Annotated in this window: 14 protein-coding genes and 1 pseudogene; 1 reads left to right on the top strand and 14 read right to left on the bottom strand. The window is 62.0% G+C overall.

Annotated elements, in window-relative coordinates; translation table 11 throughout:
- The 12 genes from NX773_RS23335 to NX773_RS23280 all read right to left on the bottom strand — a co-directional run.
- Positions 1–2623: type VI secretion system Vgr family protein (locus NX773_RS23335; RefSeq protein WP_258858627.1), on the bottom strand; the 2623-nt coding region annotated here is incomplete at its 3' end.
- A gap of 138 nt (positions 2624–2761) precedes the next feature.
- On the bottom strand, positions 2762–4459 hold the full coding sequence (locus tag NX773_RS23330) for a glycosyltransferase family 39 protein (protein WP_258858626.1): 1698 nt from the start codon (positions 4457–4459) through the stop codon (positions 2762–2764).
- Positions 4432–4824 (bottom strand): GtrA family protein, encoded by a 393-nt coding sequence (locus tag NX773_RS23325; protein ID WP_258858625.1) that lies wholly within the window; start codon positions 4822–4824, stop codon positions 4432–4434. The genes NX773_RS23330 and NX773_RS23325 overlap by 28 nt, the downstream gene beginning before the upstream one ends.
- A complete protein-coding gene (locus NX773_RS23320; RefSeq protein ID WP_258858624.1) occupies positions 4817–5839 on the bottom strand; it encodes a glycosyltransferase family 2 protein in 1023 nt (340 codons plus the stop codon). The genes NX773_RS23325 and NX773_RS23320 overlap by 8 nt, the downstream gene beginning before the upstream one ends.
- 122 nt (positions 5840–5961) lie before the next feature.
- A complete protein-coding gene (locus NX773_RS23315) occupies positions 5962–6912 on the bottom strand; it encodes a GlcNAc-transferase family protein (RefSeq protein ID WP_258858623.1) in 951 nt (316 codons plus the stop codon).
- A gap of 45 nt (positions 6913–6957) precedes the next feature.
- Positions 6958–7581: a glutathione S-transferase family protein gene (locus tag NX773_RS23310; RefSeq protein WP_258858622.1), complete on the bottom strand. Its 624-nt coding sequence runs from the start codon at positions 7579–7581 to the stop codon at positions 6958–6960.
- Between the two features lie 146 nt (positions 7582–7727).
- On the bottom strand, positions 7728–8234 hold the full coding sequence (locus NX773_RS23305) for a SixA phosphatase family protein (protein ID WP_258858621.1): 507 nt from the start codon (positions 8232–8234) through the stop codon (positions 7728–7730).
- A gap of 60 nt (positions 8235–8294) precedes the next feature.
- Positions 8295–9071, bottom strand: coding sequence for a molybdopterin-binding protein (locus NX773_RS23300; RefSeq protein ID WP_258858620.1), 777 nt, complete (start codon positions 9069–9071; stop codon positions 8295–8297).
- The gene (locus NX773_RS23295) at positions 9068–9904 is read right to left on the bottom strand and encodes a cytochrome b/b6 domain-containing protein (RefSeq protein WP_258858619.1); all 837 of its coding nucleotides are present in this window, start codon (positions 9902–9904) and stop codon (positions 9068–9070) included. Before NX773_RS23295 ends, NX773_RS23300 begins: the two co-directional genes overlap by 4 nt.
- A 255-nt stretch (positions 9905–10159) precedes the next feature.
- Entirely contained in the window at positions 10160–10636 is a 477-nt protein-coding gene (locus NX773_RS23290) for a hypothetical protein (RefSeq protein WP_258858618.1), read from the bottom strand.
- Positions 10637–10746: 110 nt separating this feature from the next.
- The gene (locus tag NX773_RS23285; protein WP_258858617.1) at positions 10747–11607 is read right to left on the bottom strand and encodes an RHS repeat-associated core domain-containing protein; all 861 of its coding nucleotides are present in this window, start codon (positions 11605–11607) and stop codon (positions 10747–10749) included.
- Between the two features lie 787 nt (positions 11608–12394).
- Complete coding sequence (locus tag NX773_RS23280) at positions 12395–13885, bottom strand: RHS repeat-associated core domain-containing protein (RefSeq protein ID WP_258858616.1); 1491 nt, start codon at positions 13883–13885, stop codon at positions 12395–12397.
- A 21-nt stretch (positions 13886–13906) separates the two neighbouring features.
- Between NX773_RS23280 and NX773_RS23275 the strand changes: the two are divergent.
- A pseudogene (locus NX773_RS23275) lies at positions 13907–14551 on the top strand (IS30 family transposase); the annotation flags it as partial.
- A 229-nt stretch (positions 14552–14780) separates the two neighbouring features.
- Here NX773_RS23275 and NX773_RS23270 read toward each other — a convergent pair.
- Positions 14781–15131: a DUF6984 family protein gene (locus tag NX773_RS23270; protein WP_258858615.1), complete on the bottom strand. Its 351-nt coding sequence runs from the start codon at positions 15129–15131 to the stop codon at positions 14781–14783.
- Position 15132: 1 nt separating this feature from the next.
- Positions 15133–16805: RHS repeat domain-containing protein (locus NX773_RS23265; RefSeq protein ID WP_258858614.1), on the bottom strand; the 1673-nt coding region annotated here is incomplete at its 5' end.

The following is a 16805-nucleotide window of genomic DNA, read 5'->3' as shown; positions in this document are numbered from 1 at the left end:
GCACACCAGCCATGGGCACGCCTTGATAGCCGTCCAGGTCGAGCTTCAACCAGTTGGTGTGATCAGCGGCGGGGAAGAACGGAAGATCCGCTTCTTGCGATGCTGGGCCATCCCACTTGTGCGCTCCTGCCTTGACCGTGAAATCGCCGGCGCAACCGTGTTCGATCTTCCCGTTTCCGATCTTGATGTAGGCGCCGCCGCACAGCAGCGTTAGGCTCGTCTTTGCTGCAATCACGATGTCGCCCTGGCTCGCAGTGATCGTCACATCGCGGTCCGCCGCAATGCCGATACTGTCCTGCTGCGCCTGGATATCGAGTTTGCCGGCGCGCGCAATGTGCTTCATGCCGTCCTGATGCGCAAACAGCGAGATGCCCTTACCGGCATTGATGTTCACACCTTGCCCCGCAACCGCTTGGATATGCTGCTGTGCCAGGATATTTTGTTGGCGTCCGCTGTAGTTGACGGAGGAGTTGGGGGTCGCAGTGACAAAGCCACCTTCGGCGTATTGAGCGATCAGCGGCGCGACAGCGGTCCCTGCTTCCTCACGTTGCGTATTGCTGCCTTGCTCAGCGTGGCTCAGCGCGTCCGATAGCTGCTGGTGCGGCACCGGATCTACCGCCATGGCTTGGTGCTGCCTGGCCAACTCTCCCAGTTCCCTCAGCAGTCCCTCGGAGCCTTCCAGCAGCGCCTGTAGTGGTTCGCGTTCCAGCTGTTTTCCTGTCGCGCCAAGCATCGCCTGGGTGGTCAAAAGCATCAGGTGGGCCGCGCGGAGTACAACGGACTTATCGCTGCGTAGTTCGGCTCCCTCGCCCCGCGGCTCGCCCTTCCCATCGCGCCGCGGATGTGTCAGCCATCCGAGATTCAGCTGACTGTGTCCATGCTCGCTGGCGAGCTGCGCGCTGATCTGTCCGGGCGTGTCGTCAAGTCGCAACTGGTTGTAGCGCATGCCTTGTACTTCCTTGCTTTTAATCCCGGCAAGGAAGCGGTTGTCGGGTAGCTGACCCGTGTGGCTAAAGGCTGGTGGCAGTGCTCTGCCACCGTAGACGCGGCCCACGACAATGGGTTTGTCCGGGTCACCGCCCAAATAGTCGACCAGTACCTCGTCCCCGACGCGCGGCAAGCTGATACTTCCCCAGCGCGCGCTCGCCCAATGGCTGGCGACGCGTACCCACGCCGAATCGCGATCGGTGTTGCTAGCGCCGGCGCCATTGGTGTGGTCCTCGTCGCGGGTCCCCGGGAAGCGAATCTTGATTCGTCCAAGTTCATCGCAATGAACCTCTTCGTCCTGCGGGCCAACCACAATCGCGGACTCCAGTTGGACGCGCGGCAGGTCAGTGCGCGGATCATAAGCGGGGACAATCGGTATGCCGCGCCGCACGCAGGCAAAACGGTTGGTGTATTTGACGTCGCGAGCGCCGCTTGCGCGTTCCAGTGCGTCCAAGGCCGCGTCCTGATCCCAGGCATTGGCGACAAACAGGCGTCGCGCGCGTTCATCAACGTCTTTGGGAAGGTTGTTCTCCGCGGCCAGAGACAGTTCCGTTACGACGAATTCGCGCTCTTCGTCTGGATGGGTGTCAATGTCGGGGTGATCGTCGAACCGGAACCATTCCCCCACGCACAAGTCGCGCACACCGCTTTCAGCGTGAAAGCACTTTGCTTCGTATTCGTGCCGCTCGATCCGCAGGTCGCCAAGCGTTTGGAAATCCTCATCATTGTCACCAATGTGCGGGGTCTCAATCTGGTGATCGTCCAGGCTGAGCGCGAATTGGTTTCCTTTTTCACCTTGCTTGAGGATAGTGGGCCGCTGGATGAACATCATGCGGCTCCGCCGATAATCCCAACTTTGTCTCGTAATGCTTCCAGGTTTCAGGGTACGCACCGCACTCCAACTGATTACGCCATCGCGTGTCTCGGTGCCCGCATCCCGATGAAACCGCACCGTGCCAGCGGCATTCCTCGATAGTGTTTGAGGCGAATCGAAGAGCACCAAGGTGTGCGAGGCTGTGACGGAGCTGTCGGGTTCAGTGGGCTTTCCTGGACGGAAGAACCAGCTGATGCCTCGTCGTTTCCACAAGCGGCGCAGGAAGGACGCGTCCGACTCGTTGTGCTGCTTGGTGAATTCACGTGCAGGATAGGATTTGGTGACACCTGACATGTCGATGTCGAAGGTTTGGCCCAGGATGGAATTGACGGTTCGCCATTCCCGAATCATCGCCACCGAAATGTCGATCTCGTTCAGATTGCGGAAGATGCGCGTATTGACCCGTTGGTCCATGAGCGCCAGGGCGTCGCGCACGGTCAGTTGGTACGTTGCCACGCCACCGTCGCTTTCGCCAGCGGACGCTTGGGCCACAATTCCGCAAACTAAACGCAACCGGCCTCGGTCCGTGACGAACTGCAGCTCTATCGGCTGAGCAATGAACTCCTTCAGTGGAAGGCCAACCTCTGTGGACAAGCAGAGCAGGCGGTATTCGAGGCCGCCGCAGACGGCCTCCTGTCCGGTGACATGCTTGACCAGCAAGACATCATTAAGCTTTCGATTTCGTGGTGACAGGCGCAGACGGATCGGGCGGTTCGATTGGGTGAGATCGGGCACCAGGCCGGCCAAGCTGGGAAAGTTCATGTGGATTTCTTTCGGATTGAAAGATGTGCACACGAAACAGTGCCATGCTGGTCATCCGGGCAAGTTGATATTGGTCATCGCAGGCTTTCAAATCGCTCGTCAGCAACGATTGTCCGACAGCACGTCGTTGCTGCAGACTCACGGCTGGCGCGGTTCCACCGTCGCTGACTCTTCGCGCAGGCGCCGCGCCTGCTGCGCCTTGAATTCCGCCACCGGCCCGTAGTGGCGCGGCTGCGTGCCGTGCGCGACCTGCTGGCGCGGCACGAACAGCGTGATCTGGGCGCCGATGTCCTCGAACACTTCCACCGGCGCGAAACGCCGCTCGATCTCCTGCGCTACCGACTCGGACGGATCGTACAGGTCGGGCCGGCGCTCGATCAGCCAGATGCGGCGGTAATGCGGCACGATCGCGCGCACGCGCTCGACGTCGGGCAGGTCCACGGCCGGCGCGCCCAGGTTGCCCACGTAGCGCCGGTCCATGCCGGGCGCGGGAAATGGCCGCGGCAGGTACACGATCTCGGCCGCCATGTGCGTGCGCGCCAGGTAGTAGTCGATCGACGGCTGCACCTCGTTGGGAAAGGCGATCACGAGGTCGCCCGGCTGTGCGCGCGCCGCGATCATGGTCACCATCTCGCGCCAGTTCTCCATGATCTTGAAGTAGTACCGGTAGGTGGCCCAGCTCATCGCCGCAAGCGTGATGGCGATGGCCAGCTTGCGCAGCGGCGGGCGCAGCGCAAACGCGCCCAGCGCCATGGTGGCCATCATCAGCGGCGCCAGCCACTCGAACAGCCGGGCCAGGAAGATCGGCTTGATGAAGTAGCTGTAGGCCGCCATCGTGAGCGGGGCCACCGCGAACAGCAGCACCAGGTGCCAGGCCAGGTCGCGCCGCCGTTGCCACAGCCAGTAGATGCCGGCCAGCCCGAGCAGCACCGCCGGCGCCTTGATCGCCTTGCCGCCGGCGGCCAGCACCCAGGCCGAGGGCAGCCCCGACGGCGTGAACTTGATCCAGTAGGCCAGTTGCGACACCCCTTCGCCCTGCTTGAGGAACATCGGCAGGAACGGCAGCCAGATCAGGAACGCGCCCAGCCCGGCGGCGCCGACGATTGCCAGCTGCTGTCCGCGCCGCTGCGGCGCCTGCCGCGTCAGCGCGCACGCCAACCCGGTCCAGATGCCGAATGCGACAAAGATGCCGGTGTTGTGCAGCCACAGCGTGAGCCCGGCCGATACTGCCAGCAGCCCAGCCCATGTCCATGCGCGGCGCGAGAAGCCGGCGCGGCTTTCGTGCAGCAGCATGAACGAGCAGAAGATCGCGACCGCGGCGGTGAGCGTTTGCATTGCGTAGGGCCGGGCGTCCTGCGCGAACTGCACGTTGCCCGCGTTCAGGGCAAGGAACAGGGCGCCCAGCAGCCCCACGCGCTCGGCCAGCGGCCCCAGTCGCGCCAGGCGCGGCGCGAGCGCCATGAACAGCACGGTGGCCAGGCTCGCCAGCACCGACAGCGAGCGCAGGCCGGCTTCGCTGGAACCGGCAAGGAGGCGCCAGCCCTTGAGCAGGGTGTAGTAGAACGGTGGATGGGTTTCGTACAGCGGCACCCGGGTCCACAGCTCGTGCAGCGGCACCGCCGAGAACCAGGCGCTGTAAGCCTCGTCCAGCCAGAGCGAACGGCTGGCCAGCGCGGGCAGCCGCACCAGCAGCGCGATCGCGCATGCGGCGGCGCAGAGTGTCCAGTATTGCCGCGGCGTGAGCGGGTAACGCTCGTCGAGCACCTCGTCCAGCGGCCAGCGTTTCACGCGCAGCGGCAGCGACGCATCTACCTTGGGTTGGAGCGGAAGGTCCATCGCGAATTCACCAGAAAGGTTAGAGTCAGGAGCAGCGCGGTCACGAGCACCTGCGCAGCCAGCCACGGCACGCGCAGCCCGCGCGTGAGCAGCGCCATGGCCAGGCCGTTGGCCGCGGCGGCGGCAAGCGCCGTGACGCCGAACCGCCACGCCGCCGTCAGCGTGGCCCGGCGGCGGAAGGTCAGGCGCGCGTTGAGCAGGAAGTTGATGCCCGCGCCGACCAGCGCGCCGCACATCGATGCCAGGTCCGGCGCCAGCCAGGCTGCCCAAACCAGCGCGGCCAGCACCGCGTAATGCCCCGCCGTGCCGACCGCGCCGGCCGCCGCGTACAGCACGAAGCGGGGCAGGGCGACATGTTCAGGCATTCGCGGCCCGCTGCTCGTAGCGGCGCCGGATCAGGTACACCGGCCGCTTCTTTGATTCGAGGTAGATTCGTCCCACGTATTCGCCGAGCACGCCAATGCCGATCAGCTGAATGCCCCCCAGCAGCAGGATGGCGGTGGCGAGCGAGGCATAGCCGGGTACGTCCACGCCGTAGAGCAGGGTGCGCAGCACCAGCCACGCCGCGCGGCACAGGGCGAAGAAGGCCACCGCCACGCCCACGTAGGTCCACACCCGCAGCGGCAGCGTGGAAAAGCTGGTGAAGCCTTCGACCGCGAAGTTCCACAGCTTCCAGCCCGAAAACTTGCTCTCACCCGCCGCACGCGGCGCACGCGCGTATTCCACCACCGCGGTGCGAAAGCCAACCCACGCGAACAAGCCTTTCATGAAGCGGCGGCATTCCGGCAGCCGCTTGAGCGCCTCGCCCACCTCGCGCGTGAACAGGCGGAAGTCGCCCACGTTCTCGGGGATCTGCAGGTCCGCCACCGCGTTGTGCATGCGGTAGAACCAGCGCGCGGTCAATTTCTTGAGCGCGGAGTCGGCATCGCGGTTGCGGCGCCGGGCCAGCACCACGTCGTAGCCCTCGCGCCATTTCTCGACCAGCGCGGCGATCACCGAGGGCGGATCTTGCAAGTCGGCGTCGAACGGCACGATCAGGTCGCCGCGCGCCTCGTCGATGGCGGCCGACAGCGCAGCCTCCTTGCCGAAGTTGCGCGTCAGGTCCACCACGCGCACGCGCGGGTCCTGCTGCGCGATTGCCACCAGCTTGTCGAGCGTGGCGTCGGCGCTGCCGTCGTTCACGCACAGCACCTCGAAACGGATGTCGGCAATGCGTTCCAGTTCGGGGATCACCTGGCCGAAGAAGACTTCGACCACGTCGGCCTCGTTGTAGAACGGTACGACAAGCGACAGCAATGGACGCGCATCACCTTTGCGCCATGGCGACGGCTTCGCACTGGCCAGCGCGGGATCGGCCGGCGTTTCGTTTAGCGAGCGCATGCTAGCCCCCCTGCAAGCAACGCCGCGGGCGTCGCCGGTTCAACGATGACTCGTTTGACTGAGCAGGGTGGGGCGAGTTCGGCGCGTGCTGCGCGCAGGCAGCCGGCGGGGCAGCCGGCCGGTCAGCACAGCTTGCCGTCGAAGGGGTCCGTGATGGTCTGGTTGGCGTAGTCGATGCCGGACAGTTCGCGGAACTGCTGCATGGTGCGCACATTGCCCAGGCCATAGGCGCCCGGCAGGCCGTCGCCCATCAGCAGGCGGTTCAGGCGCTGCTTGGCGCGTTCCTGCAGGTAGCTGGAACGGAACGCGCGCCGCGCTTCGCATTCGCCATGCCAGTGGTGGGTGGTGTAGGCCGTGCCCTCGCTCTTGTACAAGTGGTACACGGGAATGAGCAGCGGATGAAAAATGTCCCAGCCGCGGGTGAACGCGCGCACGGCCAGGCTTTGCTCCTCGCCATGGAAGTACAGGTAAGGGTCGTACGGCACTTCCTCGACGAAGGCGCCGGCCGCGAACAGGAAGCCGGCAGAAACATGGCAGCCCAGCACCGGCTCGTCGGTGAACAAGTGGCGCGCCATGAAGCGCAGCACCGCGTCGTCGGCGGACGGGCTTTTTTCCGGATGCGGGCGCAGCACCAGCGCGGTGCGGCCCTCGTTTTTCATCGGCTGCGGCACGCCGTCCACGAAGTCGAAGCGGTACGGGTAGGTGCTGACCACCGGCTTGGCCGAGCGCAGCCGCAGTTTGGCGTGCTGCGCCAGCAGCTTGCTGTCCCAGCCCTGCTCGAACAGCATGTGCGAGTCGATCTGCAGCAGGTAGTCCTCGCCGTCGTACAGCGAGAATGCGACGCTGCGTGCCCACGACACGCCCAGCGTGTCCTCGGGGTGCAGGTGGACGTAGCGCACCTGGCGCGCGAACGGCAACGCCGCAATGGCCGCGCGCTGGTCCTCCGTGTTCTGGTCCACCACGGCGAATGCCAGTCGTTCGGGATGGCTGGCCTTGGCCACGGCATCGTTCAGGGTGAAAAACAGCATCGGGTCGAGGTAGGACGCGATGCTCAGGAAGATCGTCTCTTTCATGCTTGGTTCACTGCGTTGAAAGGGTCATGCAACATGCCGCTGGCCTCAGCCCAGCGACCTTGCCAGCGCCTCGTCCAGTTCGCGCGCGCGGGCAATGGCCGGGCGGCTGTTGACGCGGCGGATGTATTCGCCGATTTCGGGCAGGTCCGGCACCAGCTTGAAGGCGGTGGTCCAGGCCAGCGCGCTGCCCCACAGCACGTCGGCCGCGGTGAAACGCTCGCCCAGCAGCCAGGGGCCGCTGCGCAGTTGCCCGGTCAGCGCGCCCAGCATCGTGTCGTAGTCGCCGTATGGGCTGGTGCTGCGCTGGCCGCCCTCGCGCTGCATCGAACGGTCAATCACGGCCGGCTCGAAGCATGAACCGTAGAACACCGTCCAGCGCAGGTAGGGGCCGCGCAGCGGGTCGCCGATGGCCGGCGCCAGCCCGGCGCTGGCGTACAGGTCGGCCAGGTACAGGAAGATCGCCGGCTGCTCGGTTACGATCGCGTCGCCGTGCCGGATCGCGGGCACCTTGCCCATCGGGTTGACCGCCAGGTAGGTAGGCTCGCGCTGCTGGTTCTTGTTCATGTCCAGCACGTGCAGGTCGTAGCTGGCGCCAAGCTCCTCGAGCAGGGCGCGCACGCCGCGCGAGCGCGAGCGGGGCGAATGGAACAGCGTGACGTGGTGGTCCATCGGATGTCCTCCAGTGGCGTGTGGCCGGCCGCGGCGTGGCGCAGCCCGTCAGCGGATGTTAGCACGGCTGTTACCGCTGCGCGCAGCGATGCGCTAACTTCTAGTAAGGCTCCTGCGGGATGTGAGTTTCGGTGAGAAAACCGGGCCTAGCGGTTCGACGGTAGCGAGGTGAGCAACACCGTCGCCACCGCGCCGTCCGCTGCCGGCACCAGCTGGTACAGCCGGTCGTATTCGTCGTCCGCGATGTCGGCGCCCGGCGTACCGCCGAACAGGCGCACCAGCTCGGGCACGGTGTTGGAATGTCCGACCACCAGCACCGCGCCGTTGAGCGACTTCACCTTGTCCACCAGCGCCTTCGGCGCGCGCGGATCGTAGGTTTCCATAGCCAGCGCGTTGCGCTGCGCCAGCGGCTGCGCCGTCGCGCGGGTGCGCACGAAGGGCGTGCTGAACACATGGGTGATGCCGGCGTGGCGCAGGATCGTCGCAATGTTGCGAGCCCGTTGCTGGCCCTCGGCCGTCAGTTCGGGGTCCTTGGTGGCGTCCGCCTTCTCGGCATGGCGGACCAGGTAGATCGCGGTCGGTTCGGCCAGCGCGGCCAGTGGCGCCAGCAGCGCGGCGGCCAGCGGGAGGGAGTGCAGCAAGCGCAGTTTCATGGGAATCCTGTTCCGTATTCGTGTTGGCGCGATGCTACCATGGTAGGGCTGGCCAAGGACTCAAATCCCGGCGTACCACTCGTACCCGAGGTCTTCCCAGTACCCGCCCTTGCCGCCGCGGATACCGTCGAGCCTGTCCACCAGCGCGATGCGCATCAGGTACTTGGCGTGCTTGTAGCCGAGCTGCCGCTCGACCCGCAGGCGCAGCGGGGCGCCGTTCGCCACCGGCAGGGGCGCGTCGTTCAGGCCGTAGGCAAGGATGGTCTGCGCATGCCGCGCCTCGCGCAGGTCCAGGCTCTCGTAGTAGGTGGACTGCGGCGCCGTGCGGTCCGAGCCATCCATTGGGTCGGCGCAGTGGAACACGACAAAGCGCGCTTGGGGCAAGGGGCCGGCCAGGTCGAGCACGCGCGACAGCGGCACGCCGGTCCACTTGGCGATCGCGCTCCAGCCCTCCACGCAGTCGTGCCGCGTGATTTGCGTGCGCGACGGCAGCGCCTTCAGTTGCGCCAGGCTGAGTATCAGCGGCTGGCGCACCATCCCATCCACTTCCAATGCCCAGTCGCGGAAACCAGCGTTGGCCAGTTCCCGGTACAGCGCGCTGTCCGGCATCGACGTGCCGTTGCTGCGAAAGTCGGAGGTGATGTCATCCTCGCTGAATTCCTGCGCCATCGCATCCGGCCCGGTCAGCAGGTCTTGTGCCCAGCGGCTCAGGTACTGTGCGCGGCGCAGGAAGCCGGTGAACGATGCGTTGTCGGACAAGCGGTCGCAACCCGCTAGCGCACCGCCGGCGAGCATCCCGGCGGCCAGGCGCAGGAACTGGCGGCGCGGCGTGCTCACGGCGATGCCTCGTCACGCAGCTCGTAGGTACCCGTGATCATCGAACGCAGGTTGTTCCACAGACCGGTGACGGCGACCTCGAACAAGTGCACCACAAGGAAGGCGAGCAGCGTGAACGCGGCGATGAAGTGCAGCGTGCGCGCCGACTGCCGGCCGCCGAGCAGGTCCACCCAGCCGGCGCCGAACAATGTGTCCAGGCGCGGCGACATCGCCAGCCCCGCCACCACGATCAGCGGCAGCACGACAAAGATGACCAGCAGGTAGGCCAGGTTCTGCAGCACGTTGTAGCGCCGCGCCGCCTCGCCATGCGGATGGCGCAGGCGCAGGTGGTCGCGAATCGACGCGCCGATGCCGCGCAGTTCGCGCCGTGTCGGTACCAGGTCGCGCCGCAGGTGGCCGCTGGCGAGCGAATAGCCGACGTAGGCGAGGCCATTGATGACGAAGACCCACGCGAAGAACAGGTGCCAGTTGCGCGCCGTCGCCAGGTATTGCGGGCCGGGGATCGTTGCCCACGAGGGGAATGCGCGCTGAACCTTGTCACCGCTGCCGCCGACCCGAGAAGCCCCCAGCACGCCATCGGTGCCAAAGCGGTGGCCGCCCGCCAGCACCACGCCGTGCGGCTGGCCGTCTGCGCCGCGTTCGGCGGTAATCGAGAGCAGCGGCGCGTCGAAGTCGGACTCGCGGCCCCAGTAGAGGCTGGGATGGGCGTTGAAGATGCCCAGCCCGCTCATCAACATGACGAAAAAGCAGATCGCGTTTGTCCAGTGCATGATACGCACTGGCCAGCGGTGGCGGTAGATCCGCCGCCTGGCGTTGATGGTCGCGTCTGCCATGACGACTCCGAATCGATTTCAGAGCCTTGGACTGCGAAAAGTTGGGGATGTTGCGTGGCCCGGGCGCAGCCGGGCCGGGATAAGAGGCGCTGCAACGAGATCGTATTGGTCTCCGGCGTCGAGCACGGCTCCTCGTCGAACGCGAACTTGATGGTTTACGATGTCGTCCCGCCGGCGGTAAGCTTTAGAGCATTCCACGAGGTCGTTGCGCCTGAGCGTAGTCACCCCAATTTCCGTTGAAGAGATGAAAACCGTTCAACCAACATACTTGGTGCGTCGGTATTTCTCTAACGGATATTCGGGCTCGAAATTACCGGGCAGGCCAGTGGCGAAAAAAGTGACTGTGTAGGGGTATGCGCCTGCCACTGCAACGAGCACGTCACCGTTAGCGGTCGAGATCAGGACGCCAGACTCGGCAGTAACCCCATCCACATCGATAAGTAACTTCTCCACAAGATGACTTCGCTTGAAACTGTCGGGCACGCGAAGGGAAAGGTCTTGTGCATTTTTCTCGGCGACCAATTCGAACACCAAGACCCCGACTTCGATTCGTTCTGCCACGTCGTGCATTGCAGAGCTGATTTTTAGCCCCCACTTTTGTTCGCCCCATAGAGTTAGCGCTATAGGCTTGCCGTGCGCAGCGCACTGGAACGTTACAAGCTCAATACCGCCTTTCAGCCATTCGATTGGTGAAAAAGTTGAAGGGCACCGAAAGGAAAGAGTAGTCATCATTTAATAGTGTAAGGTTTCGTGCGGTTTGTCATCTTTTGCCGGAATGTCTATGCGACTTCCTTCGCTGCCACCTTCTTTCCCAGGCTGGATCGCGATACCGTTTTCACCGATCAGAGTTCCTGGTGGGTAACCACTTCCCTCAGGCGCGGCTTACTTGAGCCCCCGGTTAGATGGTCAAAGTCTTTGTTCGCGTCGCCAGTCCCGCCTTTGCTCGGGTCAAGAGGAACGCTGACATGCTGGTTACCTCTTTGTCGGCTCTTGTTGTCCTGAACCCCGACCAAGCCAGACGGCACACTTGGCGCTGAGCTATTGCTGTCTGTCTTGCGGTTACTGTCCTCAGCTTTCGGGGCGCTTTTCGGGGTATCGTTCTGTTCGCTTCGTATCGCGTTCGTTATCGCTTTGTTGATGGCCGCCCTAGCTTTCGGATCCGAGGCATACTCATACGCCGCCAACACCAGTACGGTTCCGGTCGCAAATGCCGCTGCTAAAACTGCATTTCTACCGTTGGGATCAAGGTATGAGTAGGGATTATTTTTCGCATAAGCAAACCGATTTACCCCATTACCCCCGTCAGTATCCGTTAATACTGGGTCATTACTTATGAACCGCGCGGCAATTGGATCGTAGTACCTCTGCTGCATATAGACCAGCCCAAGCTCCGGCGCGTTCACGTGGCCCGTGTAAGCAATGGCCGGCGTCATGCCCGCCGCGGTGGCGCCATACGGTTCATAGCGAGTGCGGTTGAGTAGCCTGCCGGCGCTGTACGTGTAAGCAATCGGGCTGCCGAGGCCGTCCGTGTGGTCGTACTGAACCGAGTTCCCACGCGCCTCAGCAATGACGTGATGGCGGTGGCGTAATTGCCGATCTGCCGTGCCTCCAGTGCGTTGACATGCACCAGACGGAAGGGGATGCACAGCTTTGTCGTCCGTCGGAATCTGGCTGCCTTTAGGTTCTCGAATCGTACAGATCAATAGAATAGCTGCTCGAATATTAAGTCGACTGCTCGACTATACCGGCCCGCGGGTATCCTGCGCGCACTCGTCTCGGCGAAAGTATCTATCCGACTTCTCAATAAGCTGGCATTAGCTCCAGCAATCTTTGCCAACCCGGCGATCTCGGCGATACGGAACACGGGATTGGTCAAGAACCACTCAAATGGAGGGCTATTGCGGAGCAAGAGCTCCATGATGCCAGTGGCATCGGATATTGAAAGAATGGCTGGCTCAAGAAAGTCTGAAAAGAGAGAATCGAGCTGAGTTGTCCAAGTGAGAGGATCTCGTGGCGTGGGGATTACGTAGAGAGTCCCCCACTTCAAGGCTCGGCCTGCATCAAAGAGGTTCCAGCATGGCCGATTGATGAGAAACGGAGAAGTTAGGTAATTCTGCTCAATGTATGGGGCAAACAAGTCAAGTCGAGAGCGAATTTCGGCGTGGACAAACGGGTCAAACACGCCGGCATGAATTCCGTATGCCCTTGCATTTGGTTTGTAACTCAAGTAGAGAACATGGTTCACACCTGTCGTGCTCGATTTATGTCGGAGCCAGACGTCACCAGAGGTAGCAACTGGCGCCCCAGAGATCGGTGCGTATCCTCGTGCAGCCAACTCTTCGCGAATTTTCGTAAGATAGTCCATGCAATATGCCCGTCGCCTCGGCTGTCGTTAAGGAAGAGGGGACTTCGTTGTGTGAAAAGGAACGCCAGCAGCTTTAAGCGCACCGGCAAGCTTTAGAGTATTCCAAACGGCCGCAGGGCCTGAGCCTAACCCGCCCCCCGGTACATGACGCTGTTCACTGTGACGCCAAGCGCTGTTTGCGCACCGCGCTGTATTGCACGCACATCAAACGCTACTTGTTGCGGGTTCAATTTGAACAACGCTGACGATACACCGCCGGAACATTGGCCATTACAAAAATTGTCATGGATTTTTTTCAAATCGGCGGCAATTTGGTCGTCACGCGCGTCTCTTCCATCTGGATCAATGTATTTGTAGGGGCTGTTATTGGCGTAAGCGTAGCGGTTGAAACTGCCGCCGGTATTCGCATCCGTCACCACCGGATCAATGCTCAAGAAGTGCCCCGCTACCGGATCAAAGTACCTCTGCTGCATATAGACCAGCCCAAGCTCCGGTGCGTTCACGTGCCCGGTGTAACCAATGGCCGGCGTCAATCCCGCTGCCGTGGCGCCATACGGCTCATAGCGCGTCCGGCCGAGTAGCCTGCCTGCGCTATCGGTGTATGCAACCGGGCTGCCCAGACCGTCGGTGTGGTCGTACTGCACCGTACCCCCAACCTCGGCAATGATGTGGTTGCCCAGGTAAATGTATTTGGTGCCGATAGCGGAAACGGTCGGCTTCACAAACAGCAGCTGGCCCTCCTGGCTGTACACGTGGATCCAGTTCACGCCGTCGGTCCCGACCGCGCTGACGCGGTGGCCGAGCCCGTCGTACACGTAGGTGCCCTTGCCGCTCGCGCTCGCCAGTCGGTTGCCAAGGTCGAACGTGAACGTCTGGGTGCCGCGCTGCTTCACGTTGCCCAGGTCGTCGTACTTGAAGGCCAGGTTGTAGGTGCCCCCCGCGCTGTTCGTGATGCTGTCGAGCAGGTTGGTCGTCGGGTTGATGGTGTGGGTGAGGGTGCGCGCGTTCGGCCCTGCCGTGATCCGGCTCGATGTCAAATTGTCGAGCGCGTCGTAGGTGTACCAGGCATCGCCCCAGACAGGGGCATCGTTGACATGCACCAGCCGGTTCAGGTTGTCGTATTCGAGTCCGCGGTTGGTGATGCCTTCTTGCCAGTCTTCGATCGACCGCACATTGCCGTTAGCGTCGTACGTGTACCGGTCCTGCAGCACGCCCGCGTCGACCGACCACTCGGGCAGGCCGCGCCTGTTCGTGCTCATTGAGTGCGCGATGCCGTTACCGTAGCGGAACGACGTGACGGCGCCGTTCGGGTGGTAGGTGATGGCAGTAGCGTAATTGCCGATCTGCCGTGCTTCACCTAGCGCATTGGGCGAATAGTCGAGCCAGGTGCTATCAAGCGGGTAGCGGACGCGGAGCACGGATCCGTTCGCGTCATATTGGCGGTCGTAGTCATAATTTACGCCGCCGTACGTCAGCCTTTCCTTTTCGTTCAGACGGCGGCGGTTATACGTATTGGTCCAGGTCGAACCATTCGACGTGATCGTCGCGAGCAGGCCGTCAGGTGTATAGGTGCGGCTGATGGAAGGGCTGCCGTCGCCAAAGGTGGTCGTGCGCAATCTGTTGAGCGCGTCGTAGCCATAACTGATCTTCTTCGCAGCCGGCGCGCTGGCAGTGTCCGGCTACTGCGTGTCCCTCGAGCTCGGGTCACGGCGCGCGGCAAACACTTCGTCACACCCGACGTACTGATCGATCAAAGACCGAAAGAAGTAGAGGCTCGAGCCACGCCAGGCCACTTGGAAGGCGACTTGATTATTGGGCTTGAAAGCTCAGCAATCGGAACGCTTGTCGAACGCAGCACGCGCTTTACGATGCTCCTGCACCTACCTCGAATGGCTGAGCACGGCACAGTCCGGGAAAAGAATGGCCCTGCTTTGGCAGGCCATGGGGCCGAGGCAGTCAAGAAGGCTATTACGGATACGATGTTGGCGCTACCGCCGATGATGCGCAAATCATTGACGTGGGACCAGGGCGCCGAGATGGCACAGCATGTTCAAGTAAAAGATGCTACCGGAATGCAGATCTACTTTTGTGAACCACGTAGCCCTTGGCAACGCGGAACGAACGAAAACACGAATGGGCTACTTCGACAATATTTTCCCAAGGGGACTGATTTTGCGCGATACAGTGCTCCAGACCTCGCTGCAGTGACGACAGCACTCAACAATCGTCCGCGGAAAGCTCTCGGTTGGCGAGCACCGGCCGAGGCATTCGCCAATCATTTATCATGCGCTGCAATTGACTCCACTGCCGCCCACAGCGATGGATGCTCACTACGCTGCTCCCGTACCAGTCGGACCGCGCTCCCGGACTTCCGGTGTTAATTTGTTTGGCTTCTTGTTCATAGCTCCATTCTCTCAAAAGTTGGAGCCTCCACCAAATCCGGGGCGGTTCATATCCCCAAGGCCAGCCGAGCTGGGCCCCATTTGGGGAGCGTACTTCAACTCCACAAGTTTAGTAAAACTTGAGAGTCCCAAAGTTCGGAGCTTGCAAGTTGCCTTCGCCCCACCGGAGGAGCTCAAGCTCAAGCAAGCGGTTGTTCTCGTCAGCATATAGTATGACGCTGATCTCTGTCCCATCGGCGTCGCGCATCTTGCCTTCGACACCATAAGAATGCTGGCCGAGATAGGCTGGGCGGACGTAATTTTGAAGCGCGAATACGACTCTTCCGCCGTCTCCGCTTTCTTCCACTACAGTGGCTCCGTTCATTTCATTAATCAACGCATCGCGGTCCGTTGCCGGCAACTTTGCTGCTACTCGTTCAATGATAGCGCGCTCGTTGTTTGAGAGTTCTCTTGTTTTCATCTCATTTGACTGGAAAAATAGTCCCGATGTTAACTACATCGCCCGGAATAAGGCGCGCCCTGTATTCAATGGTCATTTCTTTTAGTCGTATCCTACCAACGGCGTCTGCGTTCGGGGCGAGGTCTTTTGCAAACGAGCGCACTTCCTGCCCCACCAGCCGTTCCGTCCGAGCGACGTCCAAGCCAGCTCGCTCCAAGCGAGACGCATAATGGCTTGTCTTGAATACGAGCCGAAAGCCCGACACCAAGTCAAGGAATGGTGTCTCTGGGCCGCTAACGACGGTTGCGATGCCAAGTAGAACCGCCGCTGCTTTCGTAGGGTCGTAATTCTCCGGTGCATATGAAGAACTTTGCCCTTTCGAATTGAAGCTTCCACGTACGTCATTGGGGTCGTAAGTGGATCCCGGCCGTCCGTAGACGATTAGCGTGCAGTTAACTTGGCACTGCTCGCCACTTTTTCTAAGCTGCGCAGCAAGCTGTTCATCGCGTTTGTCTAATTGAACAGCTTCCTGGACGGCTTGCTCTTCTCGCCCGTCACCATCAACGTATCCATAAGGGTTCCCTACTGCGTAGGCATAACGGTTAAACCCGCGCCCATCTTTTAGATCTGGAGAAACAGGATCAGAGCTGATAAAACGACCCGCGATGGGATCGTAGTACCTCTGCTGCATATAGACCAGCTCAAGCTCCGGCGCGTTCACGTGGCCTGTGTAACCGATGGCCGGCGTCAATCCTGCCGCCGTGGCGCCGTATGGCTCATAGCGCGTGCGGCCGAGTAGCCTGCCTGCGCTATCGGTGTAAGCGACTGGGCTACCGAGACCGTCGGTGTGGTCGTACTGCACCGTACCGCCAACCTCGGCAATAATGTGGTTACCCAGGTAAATGTATTTGATGCCGGCCGCAGCGCCGCTTCGCTTCACAAGCAGCAGCTTGCCCTCCTGGCTGTACACGTGGATCCAGTTCACGCCGTCGGTCCCGACCGCGCTGACGCGGTGGCCGAGCCCGTCGTACGCATAGGTGCCCTTGCCGCTCGCGCTCGCCAGTCGGTTGCCAAGGTCGAACGTGAACATCTGGGTGCCGCGCTGCTTCACGTTGCCCAGGTCGTCGTACTTGAAGGCCAGGTTGTAGGTGCCCCCCGCGCTGTTCATGATGCTGTCGAGCAGGTTGGTCGTCGGGTTGATCGTGTGGGTGAGGGAGCGGGCGTTTGGCCCCGCCGTAATCCGGCTCGATGTCAGATTGTCGAGCGCGTCGTAGGTGTACCAGGCGTCACCCCAGACACCGGCGTCGTTGACGTGCACCAGCCGGTTCAGGTTGTCGTACTCAAGCCCACGGTTGTTGATGCCTTCTTGCCAGTCTTCGATCGACCGTACGTTGCCGTTTCCGTCGTACGTGTACCGGTCCTGCATCACGCCCGCGTCGACCGACCACTCGGGCAAGCCGCGCCGGTTCGTGCTCATTGAGTGCGCGATGCCGTTTCCGTAGCGGAACGACGTGACGGCGCCGTTCGGGTGATAGGTGATTGCCGTTGCGTAATTGCTGATCTGTCGTGCTTCACCCAGCGCATTGGGCGAATACTCGAGCCAAGTACTTTCAAGCGGGTAGCGCACGCGGAGCACGGATCCGTTCGCGTCATACTGGCGGTCGTAGTCATAATTTACGCCGCTGTACGTCAGCC

The sequence above is a fragment of the Massilia solisilvae genome, assembly GCF_024753215.1.
In the GTDB taxonomy this organism is placed as follows: domain Bacteria; phylum Pseudomonadota; class Gammaproteobacteria; order Burkholderiales; family Burkholderiaceae_D; genus Telluria; species Telluria solisilvae.
The sequence above is the reverse complement of the archived record's forward strand: the minus strand, read 5'-3'. Positions and strand labels throughout refer to the sequence as shown.

Coding starts and splice junctions, on each gene's coding strand:
- NX773_RS23330 (WP_258858626.1), bottom strand. CDS start 4,459: ATGGACCTTCCGCTCCAACCCAAGGTAGATGCGTCGCTGCCGCTGCGC.
- NX773_RS23295 (WP_258858619.1), bottom strand. CDS start 9,904: ATGGCAGACGCGACCATCAACGCCAGGCGGCGGATCTACCGCCACCGC.
- NX773_RS23305 (WP_258858621.1), bottom strand. CDS start 8,234: ATGAAACTGCGCTTGCTGCACTCCCTCCCGCTGGCCGCCGCGCTGCTG.
- NX773_RS23310 (WP_258858622.1), bottom strand. CDS start 7,581: ATGGACCACCACGTCACGCTGTTCCATTCGCCCCGCTCGCGCTCGCGC.
- NX773_RS23290 (WP_258858618.1), bottom strand. CDS start 10,636: ATGATGACTACTCTTTCCTTTCGGTGCCCTTCAACTTTTTCACCAATC.
- NX773_RS23270 (WP_258858615.1), bottom strand. CDS start 15,131: ATGAAAACAAGAGAACTCTCAAACAACGAGCGCGCTATCATTGAACGA.
- NX773_RS23315 (WP_258858623.1), bottom strand. CDS start 6,912: ATGAAAGAGACGATCTTCCTGAGCATCGCGTCCTACCTCGACCCGATG.
- NX773_RS23320 (WP_258858624.1), bottom strand. CDS start 5,839: ATGCGCTCGCTAAACGAAACGCCGGCCGATCCCGCGCTGGCCAGTGCG.
- NX773_RS23325 (WP_258858625.1), bottom strand. CDS start 4,824: ATGCCTGAACATGTCGCCCTGCCCCGCTTCGTGCTGTACGCGGCGGCC.